This window comes from Lebetimonas sp. JS032, from assembly GCF_000523315.1.
GTDB lineage: Bacteria > Campylobacterota > Campylobacteria > Campylobacterales > Nautiliaceae > Lebetimonas.
Map to the genome: position 1 here is coordinate 14,380 of NZ_ATHS01000002.1, position 22,619 is coordinate 36,998.

Consider the following 22,619-nt stretch of genomic DNA (forward strand, 5'->3'; position numbering starts at 1 on the left):
TTTTACACTTTTCATTTCTAAAACCTTTGTCTTTCAAAATCAATTCCCATAATACCCGTAGGCTTAAATAATAAAACAAAAATTAGAAAAATAAATGCAAATGCATCTTTCCATCCTCCGAGTTCCGGAAAAAAACCGGGAATTGCAATCTCGGCAAAACCTAAAATAAATCCTCCAATTACCGCACCTGTTACGCTTCCGATTCCCCCTACAACCGCAGCGGCAAACGCTTTAAGACCTACAAGCATTCCCATATAAGGATCAATACTCGGATAAGCCATTGCATAAGAAATTCCCCCTATTGCCGCAAGAGCCGAACCTAAAGCAAATACAAAGGCAATAATTTTGTTTGAATCTGCACCCATTAATTTAACCGTATTTATATCAAAAGCCAAAGCTCTTATGGCGATACCTATTTTTGTTTTATAAAGAATATATAAAACAACCAATAATAAAATTAATGTTATTATAGGAATAATTAAAGTAAGCACGGGAATTGTTAATGTTTTTATATGTAATATTGTAGAAAACCATTTTGGAAAATAAAATGCCTGATACGTTCCTCCCAAATATTGATTGGCTATAACATTAAAAAGGGATTCCAGGAAAAAAGAAATACCAATCGCTGTAATTAAGAGTGAAATTTTAGGGGCATTCTTATCAAGAAGGGGTTTGTATGCACTGACATATGTCAGTATTCCAACAATAGCAGTTACTATAATAGATAAAGTTACGGCCACATAAAAATTAAGTCCCATAATTTTGAAAAAAATAAAAGCCATAAAAGCACCTACCATCATAATGTCACCGTGAGCGAAGTTAATAAGTCTTAAAACTCCGTAAACCAGTGTATATCCTATTGCAATCAGGGCATACATACTTCCGAGTGAAAACCCGTTTATTATTTGCTGCAATATAAAACTTAAACTCATTTTTTTCCTTTAACAGATTATTTTATTTCTTCCGGAATTTTTTGCAATATATAATTTTTTATCTATTTTGTCAATAAAATCCTTAATTTTATAGTTGGAATTATACTCAACAACTCCGCCACTTATTGTAATTTTTATATTTTTTTTGCAAAAACTTTTATTTTCAATAAATTCTCTGAATTTTTCCATTTTTATACAGGCGTCTTTTTGTTTTGTAAAAGGCATTATAATTAAAAATTCTTCCCCTCCGTATCTGAAAGCGTAATCGCTTTGTCTAAAATTTTTTTCCATTTCTTTTGCCAATGATTTTAAAATACAATCACCCGTCAAGTGCCCATAAGCGTCATTTACTTTTTTAAAGCATACTTCATTTTTTTTGACAGGGTTAATACCGCAGATTTCAATTTCCTCTATTGAGGGTATGTTTTGTTTTAAATAAAACAGAAAGCTTTTTAATATAAGATTTAAATCATACTGTGTTAATAAATTGTGAAAGATTTTTTTAATTAATTCATCTGCTTTATTTAATATTTTTAAATCGCTTTCATAATCTCCCATCAAATACAAACCGCATTCTGTCTGGCACTGAAACGGATCGTTTGGTATCAAATAACCTACCCAGTATATATCCGGCATTATTTCTATGGGCTTAGAATAATCTATTTTCATTTATTTCCTTATATAACAGTTAAAAAATGCTTATAAAGCACTTTTTAACTGTTAATCCCCAAAGGGGAGAAAATTAATTAAGGCTGTACTAATTCTTTAAATACTGTTTTACCGTTTACAATTTGTTCTACAACAGCAGGTTTGTCAATTGGATTTCCGGTTTTAGGGTCGATTGTAAGATATCCTGTTACTGCTTCAAGATGTTTTGTGTGTCTGATTGCATTGTTTACACATTGTTTAAATTGAAGGTTATTTTTTGTATTTGCTTTTGTGTCACATTGTTTAATTCCGTTATAAATCAATAAATATCCGTCGGCCCCGGTTGCAGCAAACGCACTTGGAAGTCTTCCGTATTTAGCTTTAAAATCTTTAATAAATTGTTCTGATAATGGAGTTGGAGCTTTTGCTGCGTCAAAATGGTCAGTATACATTACACCGTTTGCCGCTTTTCCAGCAAGTTTTGTAAGTAGTCCTGGATCTGCAATTCCGTCCCCGCCCATTACAGGAGCTTTTACTCCGGCGGCTCTAAGTTGTCTTAGAAACAATCCTTCCTCAGGCGCGTAAATAGGTGTATAAATAAACTGTGGATTTAATCTTTTAATTTGTGCAACTTGAGCGTTAAAATCCTTATCTCCAGTATTTATAAATAGTTTTTTAAGAATTTTTCCTCCGTCTTTTTTATAAGCTTTTTCAAATGCTTTGGCAAGGCCTACTGAATAATCCTGTTTCATATCAAATACGATTACAGCATTTTTAAGACCGTGTTTAAGGGCGTATTTCGCCGCAACAGTTCCCTGGAAATCATCTGTAAAACACGCACGTGTAAGATATTTGCTCCCTTTTGTAACCCTTGGATTTGTTGCAATTTGTGTTACAGTCGGAGTTTTAGTGGCCCCTGCAAATCTTTTAACTGCAAGAGCCATGGATGAAGCCAAAGGTCCTTCAATTGCTACAACTTTTTCTCCGCTGGCAAGTCTTTTATAACCGTTAACAGTTTGAACTTTGTCGAACTGATTGTCAACAATTACCAGTTTAATGGTATCTCCGTTTGGAAGTGTTGCATATTTTGAATGGATTAATTTAATTCCGTCGAGTGTTTTTTGTCCAAATGATGCAATAGGTCCTGTTAAAGGTTGAAGAACACCTACTTTGATTTCTTTTGCAAATAATGTCGAAGCAACTAATGCACTGAGTCCGATAGCGATTACTTTTTTCATTTATCCTCCTTTTATGTTAAAATTCTCTAAATTATACCAAAATAACATTTTAATGACAAAGGAATTTAATGATAGATTTAAAATTACTTGAGAGGGATTTTGAAAATGTTACTAAAAAACTTAAATTAAAGGGAATTAATGAAAATCTATTAAAAGAAATTAAACAACTTTTTTCCAAAAAGAAAGAATTAAAAACCAGGCTTGATAAATTATTTGAAAAAAGAAACATCCTTTCAAAGCAGATTGGAAATCTTGTAAAAGAGGGTAAAAAAGAAGAAGCTGAGAATTTAAAAAAAGAAGTGGCCGCATTAAAAGAAGAAATAGAAAAATTAAATACAACATCCAAACAGATAGAGACTGAATTGGAAAATAAAGCATTAAATATTCCCAATATCCCGGATGATGATGTTCCTGTAGGAAAAGACGAAAATGATAATGTAGAAATAAAAAGATGGGGCAAAATTCCGGAGTTTGATTTTGAAATAAAGCCCCATGACGAACTTGGAGAAAAGCTAAACTGGCTGGATTTTAAAAAGGGCGTGAAACTTGCCAAAAGCCGTTTTACTGTGTTAAAGAGCGATGCGGCAAGACTTGAGAGGGCTTTGATTAACTTCTTAATAGAGCATAACAGGGAATACGGATTCGAAGAAGTTTATGTTCCTTTTATTGTAAACAGGGAGACTATGACGGCCACGGGTCAGCTTCCAAAATTTGAAGAGGATCTATTTAAAATAGAGGGGGAAGAGCTTTATTTAATACCAACGGCCGAAGTGCCTTTAACTAATCTTTTCAGAGATGAAATAATTGAGGATTTAAGCAAATCAGTAAAACTTACGGCATATACGCCGTGTTTTAGAAAAGAAGCCGGAAGTTACGGGAAAGATACAAAAGGAATTATCCGTCAGCATCAGTTTGACAAGGTGGAACTCGTAGCCATTACCCGTCCGGAAGAGAGCGATAAAATGTTTGAGGAAATGGTTGAATGTGCAAGCAGGGCCCTTGAGAAATTAAATTTGCCTTACAGGCAGGTAATGTTATGCACAGGGGATTTGGGCTTTAGTGCTGCGAAAACAATTGATTTGGAAGTATGGATTCCATCTCAAAACAGATACAGGGAAATAAGTTCTGTTTCCAATACCAGGGATTTTCAGGCCAGACGCGGAAAAATAAGATTTAAAGACGGTAAAAAAAATCGCCTTGTTCATACACTTAACGGAAGCTCTTTAGCGGTCGGCAGAACGCTTGTAGCTATTATGGAAAATTATCAAAGAAAAGATGGAACAATTGAAATTCCTGAAGCGTTAAGAAGATATTTATAAAATTATGAATGTTGAATGATGAATTATGAATGCAATAATTAAAATTCAACATCTAACATTCAAAACTTAACATTTAAAGGTAATAAGTGGCGGAAGAAGAAAATGTAATAATCATTGAAGAAGACAATAAGAAAAAAAAGAAATATTTTTTAATTATCATTATTCTTTTGTTAATTGCATTAATACTGCTTTTGGTTTTGACTTTTGCAGTAATAAAAAAGAAAAAAGAAAATAATATTGAAAATAAAGAAATTACAGAAATTGCCAAAAAACTTGAAAAAAAGCATATACAAAAAGACACCCTTAAAACAATAATTAAAAAAGCCGCAATTCTTTATAAAAACGGGCAGAAAAAAAAAGCCCTGGAATTATTGAATAAAGTTTCTTCTTTTTCCCAGTCTCTTTCAAATTACAATCTCGGTGTGATTAAAATGAAAGAGGGTAAATTTAATAAAGCTTTAAAATTTTTTCAAAAAGCGATAAACAATAAAGAAAATAGGGTTGTGAGTGCTATAAATGCTGCTGTATGTGCATTGAAGCTTAAAAATAAAAAACTTTTTGATTATTATATAAATTTGGCATATATTACTTTACCTGAAATTGCCAAATCAAAAAGTTATCCTTATTATTATGCCCTTGTGATGTATTATATGGGATATGAGCAAGAAGCGATTCCCGCTCTTAAAATGAACACTCCTTACAGAGAAGATTCTCAAAGGCTTTTAAGCGCAATTTACGAATATAATAATAATTTTATAAAAGCTCAGGATATTCAGAGGGCCCCTTTTTATAAAGGTCTTGATTTGGCGGAAATAGGTGAATATTCTTTGGCAAAACATTATTTGTCCATTTCAGATAAAAAAAAGGCCAAATTTGCCTTGGCTTTGGTGGATTTAAAACTTTCAGAATTTAAAGAAGCTTCAATACTCTTTAAAAATTTCGATGAAAACAATGTTTATCCTATCCGAATAAATTTAAAACCAAGTTTGTTTGACGTGAAAGTGGCACAAAAAGAGTTTAAAAACAGTTTTTTAGCTAAAAAAAGTGATTATTACGATTTGTTTTTTTATTTTGCCCCGTTTAAGGTTTACAGCCTGAACCAGACTATTGCATATTTAAAAAAGGGAATTGCCGGGATACCTATTGGGGCGATTGAAGAATCAAATTCATATCTTTCAAAAAGCGCTGTTTATTCAGGGCTGAATTTGGAAATTTCAAAAGCAATAAAATTAGCTCTAAACGGGCATATTTATCTGGCGAATAAAAAATTTCAGACACTTATAAAAAAAAGGGACACTTCTTATATTCTGCATTATAATCTTGCTTTGACTTATGCGCAGCTTGGGGATTACAAACAAGCCTATTTTCATTTTTTAAGGGCCTATCATTTGAATCCAGGTGATATGCTAAGCGGTATTTATGCACTTATGGCAGTTAGAAAAACAGGCAGAGACGATTCTAATTTACTTGCTTCTCTAAAAGAGGATTTAAACGGCAAAAATGTTTTGGAATATGGGCTTATTTCTTTAATAAACAATAATACCGTGGGCATAGCCGCATTTTTGGAAAAAAACGAAAAGCCAAATCCTCTGTGGATTTTGGCAAAACTTGCCGGTAAAGCTGTTTTAAATGAAAATTATCTTGATGAAGCATTAAAATTAAAAAGTATGTTTAACAGGGATATTATTGCAAATTTACTCTATTTTTATGCTGAGAATAAAAATTTAAGTGTTAAAAAATTAGCTCTTAATTTTCAGAGTCTGTTTCTGGAAAAAAACTGGGATATGAATGATTTTTATTACGGTGCTAAAGTTGTGAGAGACTGGTATTTTGAATTTGCCAAAATTTCCGGACTTTTAAACAAGGTAAGGTTTGATTTAGAAAAAAAAGCTAAAATAGAAAATTTTGATGTTATACCTCTTTTAAAAAGGCTTGCTTTTGCAAATCTGTATACCAAACATTTTGAAGAATCTTATGTTATTTACAATGATTTAATCAATAACAAAAATGTAGACGATCCTTTTACACTATACCAGGCTGCAGTTGCGGGAATAGGTGCCAATCATCATGCAAATGCAGTAGCTTTAATGGAACTTGCAAAATTAAAAAACCCAACATATTCAGAAGCAAGATACGGACTTGGACTTTTATGGCAGGAAGCCAATAACATTAGGGCAGCAAGAATTCAGTATTCAAAAATTCCTGACGGTTTTGAGAGTAAATATTTCGATTTTAATATAAAACCTCCAAATTCATACTAAATTCATCAATATATAATAAAATCTTATAAAATAAAACTGAGGAGGTAAAATGAAATTTAGTTCAAGCGATTTTAAACAAGGGCTTTTTAATAAAACTATCACAAATGAAACAAATCATGCAATAGAAGATATTAATGTTTTTGTCAAAAAAACATATCAACTCTTAGCCGGAAGTTTAATTGCCGGGGCGCTCGGTGCTTATGTAGGTATGGGCTTTGTATCTAATATGATAAACCCGATAAGCGGAGGGCTTACATTTACATATTGGGGTTCTGTAATTTTGGAATTTGTTTTGCTTTTTGGATTATTGGCGGCGAAAAACAAGACACCGCTTAATTTGGTTTTACTTTTTGCGTTTACTTTTATGACAGGGTTTACATTAGCCCCAACTTTGGCTGTTTATGTAGCAAGAAATATGGGCTATGTAATTGGAGAGGCGTTCGGTTTAACCGCTGTTGCTTTCGGTGCTTTAACTGTTTTTGCAATGAATACAAAAAAAGATTTTACCACTATGGGGAAAATGCTTTTTATTACATTAATTGTTTTAATAGTCGCAAGTATTGCCAATATTTTCTTACATCTGCCTATGCTTCAATTAATAATTGCAAGTGTAGGGGCGGTTTTGTTTAGTATGTTTATTTTATTTGACACTCAAAATATAATAAGGGGAAATGTGAGCAGTGAAATAGAGGCTGCCGTTGCGCTTTATCTTGATTTTCTAAACTTGTTTATATCACTTCTTCAGATTTTAGGATTTTTAAATAATGAAGAATAATTTGTATCGAAGCATTGATGCAAATATAAACAGGTTTAAAGAAGGTATAAGGGTGGTTGAGGATATTTTAAGATATGAATTTTCTTCTCCCATTGCTTTTAAACTAAAAGAGCTTAGACATATTAAAATTCCTGATTATGAAAAATATATAAAATACAGAGATTCAGCAGAGGATATTTTAAAAAAATCCATAAAAGATGAGCTAACCCGTAAAGACTTAAAAGAGATAATTATTTCCAATTTAAAAAGAAGCCAGGAGAGTGCAAGGGTTTTAGAAGAGATTTTTAAATTATTTGATGTTAATTTATCAGAAGAGTTTAAAAAAGCGAGATATTTATTGTATAATTACGAAAAAGAAATACTCTCTCTAATAGAGAGTGAAAAGTTAAAAAATAAAAATAATTAAACTTTTCATTTTATACTTTTAATTTTTAGAAGGGGGCATGGCTCAGTTGGTAGAGCACTACGCTGGCAGCGTAGGGGTCACGGGTTCGAGTCCCGTTGTCTCCACCAAATATCCATAATCACTGAAAATTCCGTAAACTCCCATTGAAAACAGTTTATTGGCTTCATTCTTAGAATTCATTGTATATACTAAAACTCTGTATTTTTTTAATTTTTCTAAAAATTTTTTTGTGACCAGTTTTTTTGAAATATGGATTGAATCTATGTTTAATGTTTTTAAGTATTCCATTGAAAAAGGCTTCTCAAAAAGTGCTGCGGTGGAAATATTGTTTTGTTTAAAAAATCTTAAATATTTGTGTTCAAAACTTGAAATTAACACTTTATTTTCAAATTCAAATTTTTTTATAGATTTTAATACTTTTTCCAAAAAGACAGGTTCATTTTTAAATACTTTTTTCAGTTCAATATTTACAGGCATATTCATTTCTTTGCACAATTCTAACGTTTCTTTAAGTGTTGGTATTTTTTCATCAGGATATATTGTAAAATTTTTTAATTCTTTCAGTGTAAATTTGCAAACTTCCCCTTTGCCGTTTGTGGTTCTGTCAATTGTGTCATCATGTATTACAACTATTTGATTGTCTTTTGTAAATGTAACGTCAAATTCTATAAAATCGGCGTTGTTTTTAGCTGCTTTGAACGCATTTAACGTATTTTCCGGATACAAAGCGCTTAATCCTCTGTGGGCACCTATAATATGAGGTTTATTAAAATTATCGAAAAAATTCATTATAATTCCTTAAAAAAGGCTTGGTTTGCTTACATTTAAAAAAATATTAAAAGAAATTCAAAAATATAAAAAAGAATTTATTACTGCTCAAATTATAGCACTTTTGGCTACACTTATCTCCATTCCTATACCACTTTTAATGCCTCTTTTAATTGATGAGGTATTACTCCATAAAGGTGGCTGGTGGATAGATTTTATTAACCGTTTCGGGAATTGCAATCCGTTTTGTTATGTGATGATAACTTTGTTTGCGGTGCTGATATTAAGGGGCTCTTTTATGTTTTTGAATATAGCCCAGGCATTTTTTTTTGAAAAAATAACAAAAGATATAACTTATAAAATAAGGTTGAGGGTAATTGAGCATTTAAAAAGAATTTCCCTTAATGAATATGAAAATTTAAAAACGGGGGATATTGCAAGCAGACTTATAAGCGATGTAAATACTCTGGAGGATTTTTTAATAAAATCGGTTTCGAAATTTGTAATTTCATTTTTGACGCTGATTGGAGTCGCTGTAGTTTTACTAAGTATTAATTTAAAACTTGGGCTTTTTATACTTTTGCTTAATCCTTTTGTTGTTGTTTTTTCAGGAAAACTGGCCAGAAAAGTTAAAAAATATAAACTTTCCCAAAATAAAACAATTTCTGTGTTTCAGGAAACTTTAATAGAAACTCTGGAACTGTTTGACCAGATAAAAGCATACAATAAAGAAAATTTTTTCTTTAAAAGACTGTTTTTACTGGCGGGGGAGATGAAGAAAAAAGCATTTGAGTTCAGCTACAAAAGCGAAGCTTTTAACAAAATGAGTTTTTTAATGTTTTTGGTGGGATATGAAATATTCAGGGCTGCCGGAATTTTGGCGGTTGCATATGATGATTTAAGTATCGGTATGATGATAGCGGTTTTCAGTTATCTGTGGTTTATGATGAGCCCTATTCAGGAAATTATAAATATTCAGTACTCTTTTTTCAGTGCAAAAGCGGCACTTGAGAGGATAAATAAATTGTTTGAACTTAAAAAAGAGCCTGTTTATGAGCATCAAAAGAACCCTTTTAGTAAAGAAGTTACTATTGAAACAAAAAATTTATATTTTAAATATAAAGAGATTCAGATTTTGGAAAATGTGAACGTGAAAATAAATCCTTTTAAGATTACGGCATTAATTGGTGCAAGCGGAGGCGGGAAAACTACATTTGCAAAAATTATTTCAGGACTTTTGGTGGCTGATAAGGGAGATATTTTATATAACAGTGTAAGTTATAAAGAGATAGGTTTAAATGAAATAAGAAAACATGTGGCCTTAATCTTGCAGGAAACTAAACTTTTTAATGACACATTAAGATTTAATTTGACTCTGGGTGAAAATTTTAGCGATGATGAAATCAAAGAAGCCCTAAAAAAAGCAGAGCTTTTAAATGTAGTAAATAAACTTCCAAAAGGACTGGATACGTTTATAGGTAAAAACGGAGTGAAACTGAGCGGCGGGGAAAGGCAGAGGGTTGCAATAGCAAGGGCAATTCTTTTTAAACCCGAAGTTGTAATTTTGGATGAATCCACCTCAGCCCTTGATATAGACACAGAAGACAGGGTTTTTAAAAATATAGAAAATTTTTTAAAACAAAGAACATCAATTATTATTGCCCACAGGGCTGAAACAATTGCAAAAGCGGATGAAATTTTAATGGTAAAAGAAAGAAATATTATAAAAGTTTCTTAAATTTATATTTTTTGCATTTTTTAGCTTAAAGTGTTAAAATACAAGGAAAAAAAGGACATAAAATGAGAAGTGATGAAGTAAAAAAAGGATGGCACAGAGCTCCTCACAGAAGTTTATTCAGAGCTACAGGACTTAAAGATGAAGATTTTGAAAAACCTTTTATTGCCGTTGCAAACTCTTTTATAGAAGTAGTTCCAGGGCACTTTTTTTTAAATAAATATGCGGAAATTGTAAAAGATGAAATTAGAAAAAACGGATGTGTGCCTTTTGAATTTAATACAATCGGTGTAGACGACGGTATTGCAATGGGGCACGACGGTATGCTTTATTCTCTGCCAAGCCGTGAGCTTATTGCAAATTCAGTAGAAACCATGATGAATGCTCATAAATTTGATGCGCTTATCTGTATTCCAAACTGTGATAAAATAACTCCGGGAATGGTTATGGGGGCACTCAGGGTAAATGTGCCTACTATTGTGGTGACAGGCGGACCTATGAGAGCCGGGCATATGAAAGACGGAACACCGATTGACCTTGCTACAGTATTTGAAGGTCTTGGTAAATTTGAAAAAGGTGAAATTGATGAAAATACTTTATACGAATTGGAATGCAATGCATGTCCGGGGGGAGGAAGCTGTTCTGGTATGTTTACAGCCAACTCTATGAATACATTAATGGAAGCTATGGGACTTGCCCTTAAAGGAAACGGAACTGTTCCCGCTCTTACATCTGAGAGGGAAGAACTTCTAAGACTTGCAGCCAGAAGAATCTGCGAAATTGCAAAAGACGAAAAACTTTATGAACAGTATAGAATAAAAAATATTATCAACGAAAAAGCGGTTCATAATGCGTTTGTTGTGGATATGGCAATGGGAGGAAGCACAAACACGGTTTTGCATATGATGGCAATTGCAAAAGAAGCCGGAGTTGATTTTGATTTGGCTAAAATTAATGAAATCGCAAAACATGTAAGCCATATCGCAAAAATTTCCCCTTCACTTCAGACAGTTCATATGGAAGATATTAATAAAGCCGGCGGGATCAGTGCCGTTATGAAAGAAATTTCAAAAAGAAGCGATGTAATACTTTACACTGATAATCCTGTAATTGAAGGCGGAAGTGTTGCCGACAGGATTAAAGATGCGAAGGTTCTTGATTATTCTATAATTAAACCTGTTGAAAAACCGTTTAGTAAAGTAGGCGGGCTTGCCGTTTTATTCGGTAATCTTGCAGAGGAAGGGTGTGTTATTAAAACAGCCGGAATTATCGGAAGCAGAAAATTTACTGGCCGTGCGGTATGCTTTAATTCCCAACAGGAGGCAATTGACGGAATTACAGGCGGAAAAGTAAAAGAAGGAGATGTTGTCGTAATCAGATACGAAGGACCAAAAGGCGGACCCGGAATGCAGGAAATGCTGGCACCAACAAGCCTTATTATGGGTATGGGGCTTGGAGACAAAGTCGCTCTTATAACTGACGGTAGATTTTCAGGTGCCACAAGGGGGCTCAGTGTTGGGCATGTAAGTCCTGAAGCGGCAGAGGGCGGAATGATTGGACTTTTGAAAGACGGGGATATTATAGAAATTGATGCCGATAATTTTTCTATAAATGTAAAATTAAGCGATGAAGAAATTGAAAAAAGAAAAAAAGAATTCATTCCTATTAAAAAAGAGGTGCCAGGAAAATGGTTAAGGGAATACCGTGCCCTTGTTACAAACGCTGCTAACGGGGCGATACTTAAAGCGGATTAGTGAAAAAATATTTTTTTATTTTCTCTTCTTTTGTTTTTCTTACAAGTACAATACTGCTTTTTTTTATTGTTTTTGATTTTATAAATTATGCAAAAGCCAAAATGAATGAGGTTATTCATCAAAAAAGGATAAAAGAATATAATTTTATAATAAAAGAAAACAAAGATTATCTCTATTCATTAGCCAAATATTTTGCCAATTCTCCTTTGGTTAAAAAAGCATATAAAGAAAATAATCCTAATTTAATTTATAATGAATTTGCACCACTTTTTAATATTATGAATAAAAAAAATCTTATTGAAGAGCTTCATTTTTTTAAATATCCCGCTGTTAATTTTTTGGATTTTCCAAACGACAATACAAAAATGTTTGACGCCTCAAAAAAAAGACTTGATATTTTAAATATAGAAACTGCAAAAAAAGGAGACGTTTTTTATTATATTTGCGCAAAATATCCTGGACTCAGGGCCGTTTTTCCAATAGAGGTTGATTCAAAAATTGTGGGCAGTGTTTCTTTCGCTCAGAAGATAGATTTTTTAATAAACAGATTTAAACTTTTGGGTGTTAAAAAAATATCAATTTTTTTAAATGACAGACTGCTTAAATTTTTTTTAATGCCGAAATTTTATAAAAGTTATAAAAAATGCCCTTTAATTGAAAATAAATACAGATTGTTAGGGGATAAAATAAAAGAAAATAAATATTTTATTACTAAAATTGAATTAAAAGACTATTTCGGAAACGAACTGGGAAAAATAATTTTGGCCGATAGAAATGAAATAATGTTTAAAGATATTGTGGTACATATTTTGGGTTATGTTTTTATATTTGTATTAATAATGTTTATGGGATGGTTTTTTTATTTTAGAATGTTAAATTATATTATAAAAGAGCTTAATAAAACAGATATTTATGTAAAGTTGTTAAAAAATCAGGAGTTTGACAAACTTCCTAAAACTTTTGAAGTAAGAAATGAAATAAACGTACATCAAAAAGCCATAATAGACGCTGCAAAGGAAATAAAAGCATTTATAAATATTTTACGCTCAAAAAAAGAAGAATATTACAACAAAGCTTATATAGATATTTTAACCGGTGCATTTAACAGAAGGTTTTTAGAAGAAAAAGAGCATGAACTCTTTTTGAAATACAAAACATTAAAAAAACAGGTTTCGGTATTAATATTTGATATAGACGATTTTAAAAAAGTAAACGATACATACGGACATGATGTAGGGGATATGGTTTTAAGCGAAATAGGAGAAATTGTAAAACAGATTTTAAGAAAAAATGATATTTTTATACGTTACGGAGGGGAAGAGTTTGTAATAATCTTAGAAGATGTTAAATTAAAAGAAGTCGTTAAAATTGCTGAAAAATTAAGAAAAGCCATAGAAAATAAAAAAATAAAAATAAATGACGAAAAAGAGATAAGTGTCAGCGTTTCCATCGGAATAAGCGAATTAAATTACGAAACTGACAACAATTTGTTTGATACGATAAAACGGGCGGATGAAAAACTGTATATAGCAAAAAGAAACGGTAAAAACAGGTGGGAAGTATAATAAAAACAGCTTTAGTTATAATAAAACTTGTTATTCCTTTTTATATTTTGGCTGATGTTTTAATCTATTTTCATGTTTTAGAACATATATCTTTTTTGTTTAAACCTTTTACTTTTATTTTAGGCTTTGATGATAAGCTCGCTTTGAGTCTGGCTGCCGGGTTGCTTTTTAATATTTATGCCGGGATTGCATTTGCCGCACCTTTGAATCTCAGTCCATATGAATGGACTGCCCTTGGGCTTTTTATGGGTATTGCTCATGCTTTGCCTGTTGAAAATGCAATAATGAAAAAACTTGGAATTTCTGTTTGGTATTCAACTATCTTAAGAATAAGCGTTGCGACCTTGGCTGTTTATATATTTAAATTATTTAATTTTCATTTAAATGATGCGGTAGTTTCAAAAAATATTGAAGTAAGTCACTATAACAGTTTTTTTGATATGCTTTTGCATTCTGTTTATAATGCTTCAATACTTGCATTAAAAATTATTGTTTTAATCTCAGTTATCATAATCTTTATGGATTTTATAAAAGCTAAATTTTTTAAAGATAAAAATATAAGTTCACATTTTTCAATTGTAACAGGTTTGATTCTCGGAATAACTTACGGGGCAGGAATATTGATTAAAGAAAAAGAAAAACTCTCAAAAAAAGATATACTGTTTATCGGAACTTTTTTAATGATATGTCATTCGGTTATTGAAGATACCGCCCTTTTTGCCATTTTTGGGGCAAGCATATGGATATTGATTTCTATCAGGCTGATTTTGGCAATAATTATCTCTTTTTTAGTTGTAAAACTATATAACAAATCTAATTTTTGATTTTTAAAAAAATTTTCTATTATTTTTGTGTTTTATCTTCTGTCTGCAAAAAAGAAGAAAAATTAATCCTCTTTAACTTCTATTGCCTGATATCTGTATATTACCGGATGATAATTTAAACAGTCTCCAGGAAGTCCGGCTTTCATACAAAGATGTGCAAAAAACAGATCAAAATTTGGAAGCTCTTCCCATACGCTTGGCAGGAATGTCGCCTGATTGTTTGCAAGCTGTAAAATTACTCCGTCAACGCCCGGTCTGATTTTATTTCTTAAATCGTTTACATCTTCATATTCAAGTTTTTCCGGGATAGTAAGTACGCTTACTTCTATTTCAATCTCATCGAATTCTTCCTCTCTTAATGGTTCAAATCTTGGGTCGCCAAAAGCTGCTGATTTTGCATTTTCAATTACATCATCTATTAAAGGTCTGTATGGTAAAATTGAACCTATACACCCTCTAAGGTTAGAGCCTCTTGGCAGATTTTTCTTTTTTAAAGTTACAAAACAGGCTCTTTTTTCAGCCAAAAAAGGATATTTTTTTAACCATTCGTCTCTATCAATTAATTTTTTGCCTTCAAATTCTTCTAAAATTGAAAGTCTTGCAATTTTTGATAAAATTTTTAAATCTTCCATTTCCCCTCCTTTTTTATTATTTTACCAAAATTCTACACTTTTCATCGTGGCCGCTTTTTTATCAGCCAGATGAGCAAAGCTTATTTTTAACTTTTCACTTAGGTACTGACTAAATGGTAAAATATACAAGGATAACTACAAAGATAAAAATATGACAGCTTCAGAGCTTCATTTTGCTAACGCACCGCTCAAATTTTGCTAAAAATTGCAAACAGCTACGCAGGCCCTAAGGGTTCGGTGCAATTTTTTAAACGCAAAATTTTCGCTAAATTCCGCTACGCTGTCATATTTTTACTTTTTCATTATTTAGTCAGTGTCTTTCACTTAAAACTTGGCCACTTGGAACTTGTTTACTCGGCACTTGGAACTTTTTTATTTACTAAGCTGTGCCCTTTCTTCAAGTTTATAAAGCCATATAAAAACTTCCACGACAGCTTCATACATTTTTGGAGGTATTTCCTCTCCTACTTCAATATTTAAAAGCATATCGGCAAGTTCTTCATTTTGAAAAAGAGGCACATCAAATTCTTTGGCTTTTTGAATGATTTTTTGTGCAATTTCGCCTTTTCCTTTTGCAATAACTTTTGGAGCGTTTTGCTCATAAGCTTTATATTTAAGAGCTACCGCTTTAGTATTTGTAAATTTTTTCATATATAGGGCCTTTTTTTGTTAAAGTTGATTTGTAAAGGTATACTTCAAGCGGAAATTCAAAATTAATATGTTGCCATTTTTGTATTTTTTCTTTTAATTTATCTTTATCTTTTATGTTTTTAATTCTGCAAAGTGTAATGTGAGCTAAAAAGGGTTTATCGTTTTTTAGATTAAATTTTTTATTTATTTCTCTGTTTATTGAATCATTTCCTTCAACTTGCAAATATAAAATTTTATTTTTTAATAGATTTATCCCATTAATTTTCCATTTTCCATTTTGCATTTTCAATTTAATTTTATATTTCTCCGGTTCGTCTTCCCCTATAAATTTATGAGTTAAATGTAAATTCCAACCTTCCACCCATTTGCCATCAATCACATCTTTAAAATCGTTTTTAATAGTCTGATAAACCGGCAGATTAACAGGTGTTGCAATAAACAGTCTCAATGCATAAACCTTGATATGATATAAAAAACAGCACTTAAAACAATTGAAATAATAATTGAAGAAGTTATAGGAAAATAAAAACTAAAATTTTCTTTTTGAATTACAATATCACCCGGCAGATGAAACAGCGGAAAATCTTTAAAAAAATATAAAATAAGGCCTATAACTATAAAAATCACTCCAATAAAAATAAATATTTTTGCCATAAAAAGCCTTTTTGTTATTATTATAGCAAATTGATATAATTCCAATAAAAAAAGGATTTTTATGCCTATGACAATTACTGAAAAAATATTTGCTCAGCATTTAGGTAGAGTTGTTAAACCTGGTGAAATTATAATGTGTGATGTTGATATGACAATAGGAAACGATATTACCACCCCAATTTCAATTAAAGCTTTTAAAGAAAGCGGGGCTAAAAAACTGGCAAAACCGGATAATTTTGCAATAGTTTTGGACCATTTCATTCCCCCAAAAGACATAGCAAGTGCAAATCAGGCAAAAATAAACAGGGATTTTGCGTATGAGCATAATTTAAAAAACTTTTTTGATGAAAAAGATATGGGAATTGAACACAGATTATTACCTGAAAAAGGACTTGTAATTCCAGGAGACATAATAATCGGAGCTGATTCTCATACCTGTACTCACGGGGCGCTTGGGGCTTTTTCTACAGGAATGGGAAGTACTGATATTGCCTTTTGTATGATTACCGGAAAAAGCTGGTTTAAAATACCAGAAAGCATAAAAGTGGTATTTACCGGCAAAAGAGGCGAGCACGTTTATGGAAAAGATTTGATACTTGAGTTAATCAGAAGAATAGGAGTTGCCGGGGCGTTATATAAAGCTCTTGAATTTACAGGCGAAGTAATAGAAGAATTGCCGATGGATGACAGGATGAGTTTGTGTAATATGGCAATAGAAGCCGGGGCAAAAAACGGAATTATTGCTTATGATAAAATAACTGAGGCTTTTTTAGAAGAAGTAAAAAAATTTAATCCATTGAGGTCTGAGCCGAAAATCCACTACTCAGACCTTGATGCTAAATATTCAAAAATAATTGAAATAGATGTTAGCAAACTTGAACCGCTTGTTGCCTATCCATTCCTGCCGAGTAATGGAAAACCGATAAGTAAGGCGGTAAAAGATGATATTGAAATTGACCAGGTATATATAGGAAGCTGTACAAACGGAACTTTAAGCGACCTTAGAACTGCGGCAAACATTCTAAAAGGAAAAAAAGTTCATAAAAGAGTTAGGTTAATAGTAACTCCTGCAACCCAGAGAATTTACAAACAGGCTGAGCATGAAGGAATTCTCGATACGTTAATAGATGCGGGCGCTGTTGTCGCCAATCCTACCTGCGGAGCTTGTCTTGGCGGATATATGGGGATTTTGGGAGACGGAGAAAGGGCTGTTGCCACTACAAACAGAAATTTCCGAGGAAGAATGGGAAGCAGGGAAAGTGAAGTGTATCTTAGCAATTCAGCGGTAGCGGCGGCAAGTGCAATCGCAGGAAAAATTGCAGACCCAAGGAATATATAGTGAGTGGTGAGTAGTGAGTTGTGAGTTGTGCATTATGAAATAAGGAGAATTAATGAATATAATTGATAGTGTTGTGTTAGGGATAGTAGAGGGGATTACAGAATTTTTACCAATTTCTTCTACTGCTCATATGATTATAGTTTCCACTCTTCTTGGTTTAAAACAGACTGTTAGCAATGTGGCTTTTGAGGTTATCATTCAGCTTGGTGCTACATTGGCTATTGTAATGATATATCTTAATAAAATCAATTTTAAAGAATTTGAACTTTGGAAAAAGGTAATTTTGGCATTTTTGCCTCTTGCCGTTGTCGGATTTATACTCAGGCATCAGATAAAAGAGCTTTTTACTGTCACAACTGCCGCCTGGATGTTTATAATAGGCGGGATTGTCTTTTTTATAGTTGAAAAACTGTATAATGAAGAAAATAAAATAAATGAGGTTGAAAAAATAAATTTCAAACAGGCATTTATAATAGGTGTTTTTCAAGTTTTTGCCTTAATTCCTGGCACCAGTAGAAGCGGTGCTACCATCGTAGGCGGAATGCTTGGGGGACTTACAAGAAAAACGGCTGCTGATTTTAGTTTTTTGCTTGCAATTCCGACAATGTTTGCGGCAAGCGGGTATGAGTTTGTAAAAAATATCCACAATTTCAAAGACCAAAACGGCCTTATTTTAGCCGTTGGATTTATTGTAAGTTTTGTTTCGGCCTATATTGCCGTTAAATGGTTTTTAAAATTTGTTGAAAAATATACGCTTATACCTTTTGGAGTTTATAGGATTATTTTTGGATTGGCTTTACTTTATTTGATTCATATAGGATATATTGCATGAAAAAAATAGGATTTTGGGAAGCCTATTCCATAGGTATCGGCGGTATGATAGGAGGCGGTATTTTTGCCGTTTTGGGACTTACAATCCTTTTGGCAAAAGGCGGGGCTCCAATTTCATTTATTTTTGCGGGCATTATAGCCCTTATAACTTCTTATTCATATGCCAAGCTTTCTGTCAGATACCCATCAGAAGGCGGAACGGTTGAATTCTTGGTGAGGGCTTTTAAAAATAATCTGTTTACAGGTTATTTAAATACTCTTTTACTTGCTTCTTATATAATAATGCTTGCACTTTATTCTTATGCTTTTGGCAGTTATGCATCTGCTTTGTTTTTAGGCGGTGAAATGGATTTGGCCAAAAAAATATTTATAGTTATAGTAATTTCATTTTTTACCATAATTAATTTTTTTGGTGCATATGTGAGCGGGAAAGCCGAAGATGTAATGGTTTTTGTAAAAGTTGGAATACTTCTTATATTTTCTGTGTTGGGATTTTTTACAGGGGATTTTAGTAAACTTTCGCCTTCTCATTGGGAGAGTTTATTAAATTTAATGACAGGCGGTCTTATAATATTTTTAGCTTATGAGGGGTTTGAACTTATCGCAAATACAGCCCAGGATGTGGAAGATCCTGAAAAAACACTTCCAAAAGCCTTTTACGCAGCTGTGTCTACAACTATTTTTATTTACGTTTTAGTCAGTATTGTAACGGTTGCAAATGTATCTTACGAAGATGTTCAAAAATACCAGGATTATGTCTTGGCTGTGGCGGCCAAACCTTTTTTGGGAAAAGCGGGATTTATATTAATAGGAATTGCCGCACTTCTATCCACTTCTTCCGCTATTAACGCCACATTATACGGGAGTGCCAGGGTCAGTTATCTGATAGCCAAATTTGGGGAACTTCCAAAAAATTTAACTAAAAATATCTGGAAACACGGAACCGAGGGTCTTTTAATCTTAGCTGTTCTTACCATTGTTTTTGCACTTACATTTAATCTGGAAAATATTTCAATTGCAGGAAGTCTGGGATTTTTGATGATATTTTCTTTTGTTAATCTTGCCAATTTTAAACTTTCAAAATACACAGATTCTAATCCTTTTATACCGTTGGCTGGATTTTTACTTTGTTTAGTTTCTATCATTACTTTAATATCTTATAATTTAAAAACAAATCCTAATTCCCTTGCTTCATCCTTTGTAGTGTTGGTGCTTACTTTTTTGTTTGAGGTCGCTTACAGGTTTTTTACAGACGTGAGGCTTAAAGAAACTGTTGATGTAAAACTTAAAGAAAGAGAAGATTTGTTAAAAGATGCTGAAAAATATATAGATAAAATTTCATCCGCCGTTAAAAACAGTGTTTCTGATTCTGAAGTTTATCTTGTGGGTAAATATCTCTCACATGATAAATTAAAAGTGGGACATGTAAATTTTTATATCTTTTCAGACAAAAATAAGGAAAAAATAAACAGTGCCGTGGAAAAAATAGAAAAAGATTTGAATTTGCCGACATATAGCCCCTTTAATATTAAAGTTTTAAATAAATCTCAAAAAAATCAACTTCCAAAAGAAAATAAAAAACTATGAATTATCTGTTGCCTGAATGGGAAAAACAAAGCTTTATCCAGCTTGTTTTTCCACATAAAAATACAGACTGGGCCTGTTGTTTAAATGAAGCAATAGAGACTTTTAGCGAAATTGCGTATGCCATAGCGAGACATCAAAAAGTTTTGATCTGCTATGAAGATGAAAATACCATAAAGCATTTAAAGCATAAAAATTTTATTTTTAAAAAAATTAAAAACAATGATACATGGGCCAGGGATTTTGGCGCTATCAGCGTAAAAATTGATAATGAAGTTAAGCTGCTTGATTTTAAATTTAACGGCTGGGGGCTTAAATTTCCAAGCAATTTGGATAATGTAATTAATAGAAAAATTTTTAAGTTACATAAAAGCTATAATTTCGTGCTTGAAGGCGGAAGTATTGATACAAACGGGGAAGTTTTACTTACAACATCTCAGTGTCTTTTAGAGGAAAATAGAAATTATCCAATGAGTAAAGAAGAAATTGAGGAATTTTTAAAAAGTGAACTTTTTGTAAAAGAAGTTATTTGGCTAAATCACGGATCTTTGGAAGGGGATGATACAGATTCTCATGTTGATACACTTGCAAGATTTATAAATAAAGATACAATAGTTTACTCTTTATGTGAAGATAAAAATGATATTCACTATAATGAACTTAAGAAAATGGAAAAAGAGCTTAAAAAAACAAAGTTTAATTTAATCCCTCTGCCTCTGCCTTCCCCTAAAATATATGAAGGTGAAAGGCTTCCTGCAACGTATGCCAATTTTTTAATAATAAACAATGCGGTTTTGCTTCCTGTTTATGAGGATGAAAAAGACAAATATGTTTATGATTTGTTTTGCGAAATTTTTCCGGACAGGGAAATTGTTCCGATAAATGCAAATGTGTTAATCAGACAGCATGGAAGTGTTCACTGTATAAGTAAAGAGTATTTTAATGAACCTGAGCAAATTATCATTAGATGAGCTAAAAGAACTTTTAGAAGATGTAAAAGCTGAGATTAAAAAAAGAAAAACAAATTGGTTTTCTTTTAAAACTCCCAAATGTTTTAACCCTTTAAAACACGGTCCGGCTTACATTGCAAAACTTTATATGGCGGATGAGCGGGTTGAGAGGGAATTTTTTAACGATAACGGGAAAGAATGGTGTAAAAAGAAAAAATATTACAAAACTTCGTGGGATGTTGAGCTTAATGAAGACGATGTAATTGAATGCAGGCTTGAAAACGGGGGCAAATTTGACAAAAGAGAGTGGTATATAGTGGAAAATGGAGAATTACAACCTCTTAGCGATTTAAGCGAGGCTATTGAAAAACTTAAAAACTAATAGTTAGTAAAAAACTACAAAGATAAAAATATTACAGTTCAATGCTTCATTTTGCTAACGCACCATTCAAATTTTGCTAAAAATTGCAAACAGCTACGCAGCCCTTACGGGTTAAATGCAATTTTTTAACGCAAAATTTTCGTTAAATTCCGCAACGCTGTAATATTTTTACTTTTTCGTTATTTAAAAGTATTATATATATGAATAGCAAGCCAGATGGCAATTTTTTTGGTTTTTAAAAGAGTATGCGGTGTATTTGCAGGAATAAATAAAGTATCTCCACTTTTTAGCTTTTTAACAACTCCGTTTATTTCTATTTTGGCACATCCTTTTAGTAAAACCACAAATTCATCCTCTTTTTGAATAAAAGTCTGGGGAGTTTTTAGAGTGTTTGAGATAATTTTTTTAATTTCAATGTTTTTGTGTTTTAATAAAGTTTTAAATAGTTCGTTGTCAATTTCTGGTAATTTTTCTATTTCGTAAATATTCATCTGATTTTCTCCAAAACAGTTTAAGGGCTTTTTTCTCCCTCCATCCGAGAGGATAATAAATAATATTGTCTAAATAATCTTTTGCCTCTTTTGTGGAAATTCCAAGTCTTGTAGCATATTTTTTAAGTGTAAGAAAAGGCACTTTTTGTTTTTTTCTTAAAAATTCGTTTATCAGTTTTTCGTATTTTTTATGGTTTTTGTTTGCACAAAAGCAGGCAAATACAAAAGGCAGTTTATATTTTTTATGCCATACTTCTGCCAAATCGATACAGTTTTTCTGCCTGAATGCTTTATCCCCTATTACAACCTGCCCTTTTAAATTTAAAATATTTTTTAACATATTGGATGTATCGCTTTCTGTATCAAACCCTTCACCAGGACACAAAAGTACGGTTTTTACTTTTCTTTTTACAGCAATACCTGCATTAAAACATTGTTCGTTTTTTGCTTTGACTGAAGATATAAAAGCCGCATCAATAATTCTTTTTTTATATAATTTATTTATCTTTGAAGGTACACCTTTTATTATAGGGATATTCTTTTTTTTCAAAAATTGGTAAAATGGTAAAAGATTTAAATAATTGATATGACCGATTTTCATATTGACCTTTTTTTGGAATTTTAACATAAAGGAATCAAATGGTAAAAGTAGAATTTTTAGGACCAATTAACAAAAAAGCCATAGAAGTGGAAGTTAAGAGTTTAAAAGAATTAAGAGAAATTTTGAATAAAGACGAAAATTTAAAAAAATGGCTTGAAAATTCGGCTGTAGCCTTAAATGATAAATTGATTAATACGCTTGAAATAGAATTAAAAGACGGAGATAAAATATCTATTTTACCTCCTGTTTGCGGTGGGTGAAATAGTGAGTGGTGAGTAG

At 31.9% G+C, this 22,619-nt stretch carries 24 protein-coding genes and 1 tRNA gene; 15 read left to right on the forward strand and 10 right to left on the reverse strand.

Going from position 1 to position 22,619, the window contains the following annotated elements; genetic code table 11:
• Positions 1-17: 17 nt before the first annotated feature.
• The 3 genes from DZ65_RS0108595 to DZ65_RS0108605 form a co-directional block, all read right to left on the reverse strand.
• Positions 18-932 carry a branched-chain amino acid ABC transporter permease gene (locus tag DZ65_RS0108595; protein WP_024791574.1) on the reverse strand — a complete coding sequence of 305 codons (915 nt, stop codon included), beginning with the start codon at positions 930-932 and terminating at the stop codon, positions 18-20.
• 9 nt (positions 933-941) lie between these two features.
• On the reverse strand, positions 942-1,601 hold the full coding sequence (locus tag DZ65_RS10465; RefSeq protein WP_024791575.1) for a GGDEF domain-containing protein: 660 nt from the start codon (positions 1,599-1,601) through the stop codon (positions 942-944).
• A gap of 77 nt (positions 1,602-1,678) precedes the next feature.
• Complete coding sequence (locus DZ65_RS0108605; RefSeq protein ID WP_024791576.1) at positions 1,679-2,818, reverse strand: ABC transporter substrate-binding protein; 1,140 nt, start codon at positions 2,816-2,818, stop codon at positions 1,679-1,681.
• 68 nt (positions 2,819-2,886) lie between these two features.
• Here DZ65_RS0108605 and serS point away from each other — a divergent pair, with 68 nt between their 5' ends.
• The 5 genes from serS (at position 2,887) to DZ65_RS0108630 (ending at position 7,686) form a co-directional block, all read left to right on the forward strand.
• A complete protein-coding gene (serS, locus tag DZ65_RS0108610) occupies positions 2,887-4,137 on the forward strand; it encodes a serine--tRNA ligase (protein WP_024791577.1) in 1,251 nt (416 codons plus the stop codon).
• 86 nt (positions 4,138-4,223) lie between these two features.
• Positions 4,224-6,398: a tetratricopeptide repeat protein gene (locus DZ65_RS0108615; RefSeq protein ID WP_024791578.1), complete on the forward strand. Its 2,175-nt coding sequence runs from the start codon at positions 4,224-4,226 to the stop codon at positions 6,396-6,398.
• Between the two features lie 49 nt (positions 6,399-6,447).
• Positions 6,448-7,173 (forward strand): Bax inhibitor-1/YccA family protein, encoded by a 726-nt coding sequence (locus tag DZ65_RS0108620; RefSeq protein WP_024791579.1) that lies wholly within the window; start codon positions 6,448-6,450, stop codon positions 7,171-7,173.
• Entirely contained in the window at positions 7,163-7,579 is a 417-nt protein-coding gene (locus tag DZ65_RS0108625; protein ID WP_024791580.1) for a thiamine-phosphate pyrophosphorylase, read from the forward strand. The genes DZ65_RS0108620 and DZ65_RS0108625 overlap by 11 nt, the downstream gene beginning before the upstream one ends.
• Positions 7,580-7,610: 31 nt before the next feature.
• Positions 7,611-7,686, forward strand: a tRNA-Ala gene (locus DZ65_RS0108630).
• Here DZ65_RS0108630 and DZ65_RS11565 read toward each other — a convergent pair.
• Entirely contained in the window at positions 7,637-8,368 is a 732-nt protein-coding gene (locus DZ65_RS11565) for a glycerophosphodiester phosphodiesterase family protein (protein ID WP_084021944.1), read from the reverse strand. The two genes, DZ65_RS0108630 and DZ65_RS11565, sit on opposite strands and share 50 nt — an antisense overlap.
• Positions 8,369-8,393: 25 nt before the next feature.
• Between DZ65_RS11565 and DZ65_RS0108640 the strand changes: the two genes are divergently transcribed.
• From DZ65_RS0108640 to DZ65_RS0108655, 4 genes are all read left to right on the forward strand, one after another.
• A complete protein-coding gene (locus tag DZ65_RS0108640; protein ID WP_024788225.1) occupies positions 8,394-10,085 on the forward strand; it encodes an ABC transporter ATP-binding protein in 1,692 nt (563 codons plus the stop codon).
• Between the two features lie 62 nt (positions 10,086-10,147).
• Positions 10,148-11,836, forward strand: a complete 1,689-nt coding sequence (gene ilvD / locus DZ65_RS0108645) for a dihydroxy-acid dehydratase (protein ID WP_024791582.1) — start codon at positions 10,148-10,150, stop codon at positions 11,834-11,836.
• Entirely contained in the window at positions 11,836-13,401 is a 1,566-nt protein-coding gene (locus DZ65_RS0108650; protein WP_024790317.1) for a diguanylate cyclase, read from the forward strand. Before ilvD ends, DZ65_RS0108650 begins: the two co-directional genes overlap by 1 nt.
• Positions 13,389-14,225: a hypothetical protein gene (locus tag DZ65_RS0108655; protein WP_024791583.1), complete on the forward strand. Its 837-nt coding sequence runs from the start codon at positions 13,389-13,391 to the stop codon at positions 14,223-14,225. Before DZ65_RS0108650 ends, DZ65_RS0108655 begins: the two co-directional genes overlap by 13 nt.
• A gap of 62 nt (positions 14,226-14,287) precedes the next feature.
• Here the strand turns inward: DZ65_RS0108655 and amrA are convergent, their stop codons facing one another.
• The 4 genes from amrA to DZ65_RS0108675 form a co-directional block, all read right to left on the reverse strand.
• The gene (amrA, locus tag DZ65_RS0108660) at positions 14,288-14,857 is read right to left on the reverse strand and encodes an AmmeMemoRadiSam system protein A (protein WP_024791584.1); all 570 of its coding nucleotides are present in this window, start codon (positions 14,855-14,857) and stop codon (positions 14,288-14,290) included.
• A gap of 372 nt (positions 14,858-15,229) precedes the next feature.
• Positions 15,230-15,508, reverse strand: a complete 279-nt coding sequence (locus DZ65_RS0108665; protein ID WP_024791585.1) for an EscU/YscU/HrcU family type III secretion system export apparatus switch protein — start codon at positions 15,506-15,508, stop codon at positions 15,230-15,232.
• A complete protein-coding gene (gene thpR, locus DZ65_RS0108670; protein WP_024788231.1) occupies positions 15,486-15,956 on the reverse strand; it encodes an RNA 2',3'-cyclic phosphodiesterase in 471 nt (156 codons plus the stop codon). The genes DZ65_RS0108665 and thpR overlap by 23 nt, the downstream gene beginning before the upstream one ends.
• The gene (locus DZ65_RS0108675) at positions 15,953-16,162 is read right to left on the reverse strand and encodes a DUF2905 domain-containing protein (protein WP_024788232.1); all 210 of its coding nucleotides are present in this window, start codon (positions 16,160-16,162) and stop codon (positions 15,953-15,955) included. Before DZ65_RS0108675 ends, thpR begins: the two co-directional genes overlap by 4 nt.
• A 61-nt stretch (positions 16,163-16,223) precedes the next feature.
• Between DZ65_RS0108675 and leuC the strand changes: the two genes are divergently transcribed.
• From leuC to DZ65_RS0108700, 5 genes are read left to right on the forward strand one after another with little or no spacing between them, the layout of a single operon-like run.
• A complete protein-coding gene (gene leuC, locus DZ65_RS0108680; protein WP_024791586.1) occupies positions 16,224-17,501 on the forward strand; it encodes a 3-isopropylmalate dehydratase large subunit in 1,278 nt (425 codons plus the stop codon).
• Between the two features lie 52 nt (positions 17,502-17,553).
• On the forward strand, positions 17,554-18,333 hold the full coding sequence (locus tag DZ65_RS0108685; RefSeq protein WP_024791587.1) for an undecaprenyl-diphosphate phosphatase: 780 nt from the start codon (positions 17,554-17,556) through the stop codon (positions 18,331-18,333).
• Complete coding sequence (locus DZ65_RS0108690) at positions 18,330-19,919, forward strand: APC family permease (protein ID WP_024791588.1); 1,590 nt, start codon at positions 18,330-18,332, stop codon at positions 19,917-19,919. The genes DZ65_RS0108685 and DZ65_RS0108690 overlap by 4 nt, the downstream gene beginning before the upstream one ends.
• Positions 19,916-20,887 carry an agmatine deiminase family protein gene (locus DZ65_RS0108695; protein ID WP_024791589.1) on the forward strand — a complete coding sequence of 324 codons (972 nt, stop codon included), beginning with the start codon at positions 19,916-19,918 and terminating at the stop codon, positions 20,885-20,887. Before DZ65_RS0108690 ends, DZ65_RS0108695 begins: the two co-directional genes overlap by 4 nt.
• Positions 20,859-21,248: a hypothetical protein gene (locus DZ65_RS0108700; RefSeq protein ID WP_024791590.1), complete on the forward strand. Its 390-nt coding sequence runs from the start codon at positions 20,859-20,861 to the stop codon at positions 21,246-21,248. The genes DZ65_RS0108695 and DZ65_RS0108700 overlap by 29 nt, the downstream gene beginning before the upstream one ends.
• A gap of 179 nt (positions 21,249-21,427) precedes the next feature.
• Here the strand turns inward: DZ65_RS0108700 and DZ65_RS0108705 are convergent, their stop codons facing one another.
• Both DZ65_RS0108705 and DZ65_RS0108710 read right to left on the reverse strand, forming a co-directional pair.
• Positions 21,428-21,739, reverse strand: a complete 312-nt coding sequence (locus DZ65_RS0108705) for a cupin domain-containing protein (protein ID WP_024790325.1) — start codon at positions 21,737-21,739, stop codon at positions 21,428-21,430.
• A complete protein-coding gene (locus tag DZ65_RS0108710) occupies positions 21,702-22,340 on the reverse strand; it encodes an MqnA/MqnD/SBP family protein (protein WP_024791591.1) in 639 nt (212 codons plus the stop codon). The genes DZ65_RS0108705 and DZ65_RS0108710 overlap by 38 nt, the downstream gene beginning before the upstream one ends.
• 38 nt (positions 22,341-22,378) lie before the next feature.
• Between DZ65_RS0108710 and DZ65_RS0108715 the strand changes: the two genes are divergently transcribed.
• Positions 22,379-22,600, forward strand: coding sequence for a MoaD/ThiS family protein (locus DZ65_RS0108715; RefSeq protein WP_024788239.1), 222 nt, complete (start codon positions 22,379-22,381; stop codon positions 22,598-22,600).
• The last annotated feature ends 19 nt before the right edge of the window (positions 22,601-22,619 follow it).

What these genes read in the sequence shown, in the direction of transcription:
- DZ65_RS0108595 (WP_024791574.1), bottom strand. Translation starts at nt 932, where the DNA reads ATGAGTTTAAGTTTTATATTGCAGCAAATAATAAACGGGTTTTCACTC.
- DZ65_RS10465 (WP_024791575.1), bottom strand. Translation starts at nt 1,601, where the DNA reads ATGAAAATAGATTATTCTAAGCCCATAGAAATAATGCCGGATATATAC.
- DZ65_RS0108605 (WP_024791576.1), bottom strand. Translation starts at nt 2,818, where the DNA reads ATGAAAAAAGTAATCGCTATCGGACTCAGTGCATTAGTTGCTTCGACA.
- serS (WP_024791577.1), top strand. Translation starts at nt 2,887, where the DNA reads ATGATAGATTTAAAATTACTTGAGAGGGATTTTGAAAATGTTACTAAA.
- DZ65_RS0108620 (WP_024791579.1), top strand. Translation starts at nt 6,448, where the DNA reads ATGAAATTTAGTTCAAGCGATTTTAAACAAGGGCTTTTTAATAAAACT.
- DZ65_RS0108625 (WP_024791580.1), top strand. Translation starts at nt 7,163, where the DNA reads ATGAAGAATAATTTGTATCGAAGCATTGATGCAAATATAAACAGGTTT.
- DZ65_RS11565 (WP_084021944.1), bottom strand. Translation starts at nt 8,368, where the DNA reads ATGAATTTTTTCGATAATTTTAATAAACCTCATATTATAGGTGCCCAC.
- ilvD (WP_024791582.1), top strand. Translation starts at nt 10,148, where the DNA reads ATGAGAAGTGATGAAGTAAAAAAAGGATGGCACAGAGCTCCTCACAGA.
- amrA (WP_024791584.1), bottom strand. Translation starts at nt 14,857, where the DNA reads ATGGAAGATTTAAAAATTTTATCAAAAATTGCAAGACTTTCAATTTTA.
- DZ65_RS0108665 (WP_024791585.1), bottom strand. Translation starts at nt 15,508, where the DNA reads ATGAAAAAATTTACAAATACTAAAGCGGTAGCTCTTAAATATAAAGCT.
- DZ65_RS0108675 (WP_024788232.1), bottom strand. Translation starts at nt 16,162, where the DNA reads ATGGCAAAAATATTTATTTTTATTGGAGTGATTTTTATAGTTATAGGC.
- leuC (WP_024791586.1), top strand. Translation starts at nt 16,224, where the DNA reads ATGCCTATGACAATTACTGAAAAAATATTTGCTCAGCATTTAGGTAGA.
- DZ65_RS0108685 (WP_024791587.1), top strand. Translation starts at nt 17,554, where the DNA reads ATGAATATAATTGATAGTGTTGTGTTAGGGATAGTAGAGGGGATTACA.
- DZ65_RS0108690 (WP_024791588.1), top strand. Translation starts at nt 18,330, where the DNA reads ATGAAAAAAATAGGATTTTGGGAAGCCTATTCCATAGGTATCGGCGGT.
- DZ65_RS0108695 (WP_024791589.1), top strand. Translation starts at nt 19,916, where the DNA reads ATGAATTATCTGTTGCCTGAATGGGAAAAACAAAGCTTTATCCAGCTT.
- DZ65_RS0108700 (WP_024791590.1), top strand. Translation starts at nt 20,859, where the DNA reads ATGAACCTGAGCAAATTATCATTAGATGAGCTAAAAGAACTTTTAGAA.
- DZ65_RS0108705 (WP_024790325.1), bottom strand. Translation starts at nt 21,739, where the DNA reads ATGAATATTTACGAAATAGAAAAATTACCAGAAATTGACAACGAACTA.
- DZ65_RS0108710 (WP_024791591.1), bottom strand. Translation starts at nt 22,340, where the DNA reads ATGAAAATCGGTCATATCAATTATTTAAATCTTTTACCATTTTACCAA.
- DZ65_RS0108715 (WP_024788239.1), top strand. Translation starts at nt 22,379, where the DNA reads ATGGTAAAAGTAGAATTTTTAGGACCAATTAACAAAAAAGCCATAGAA.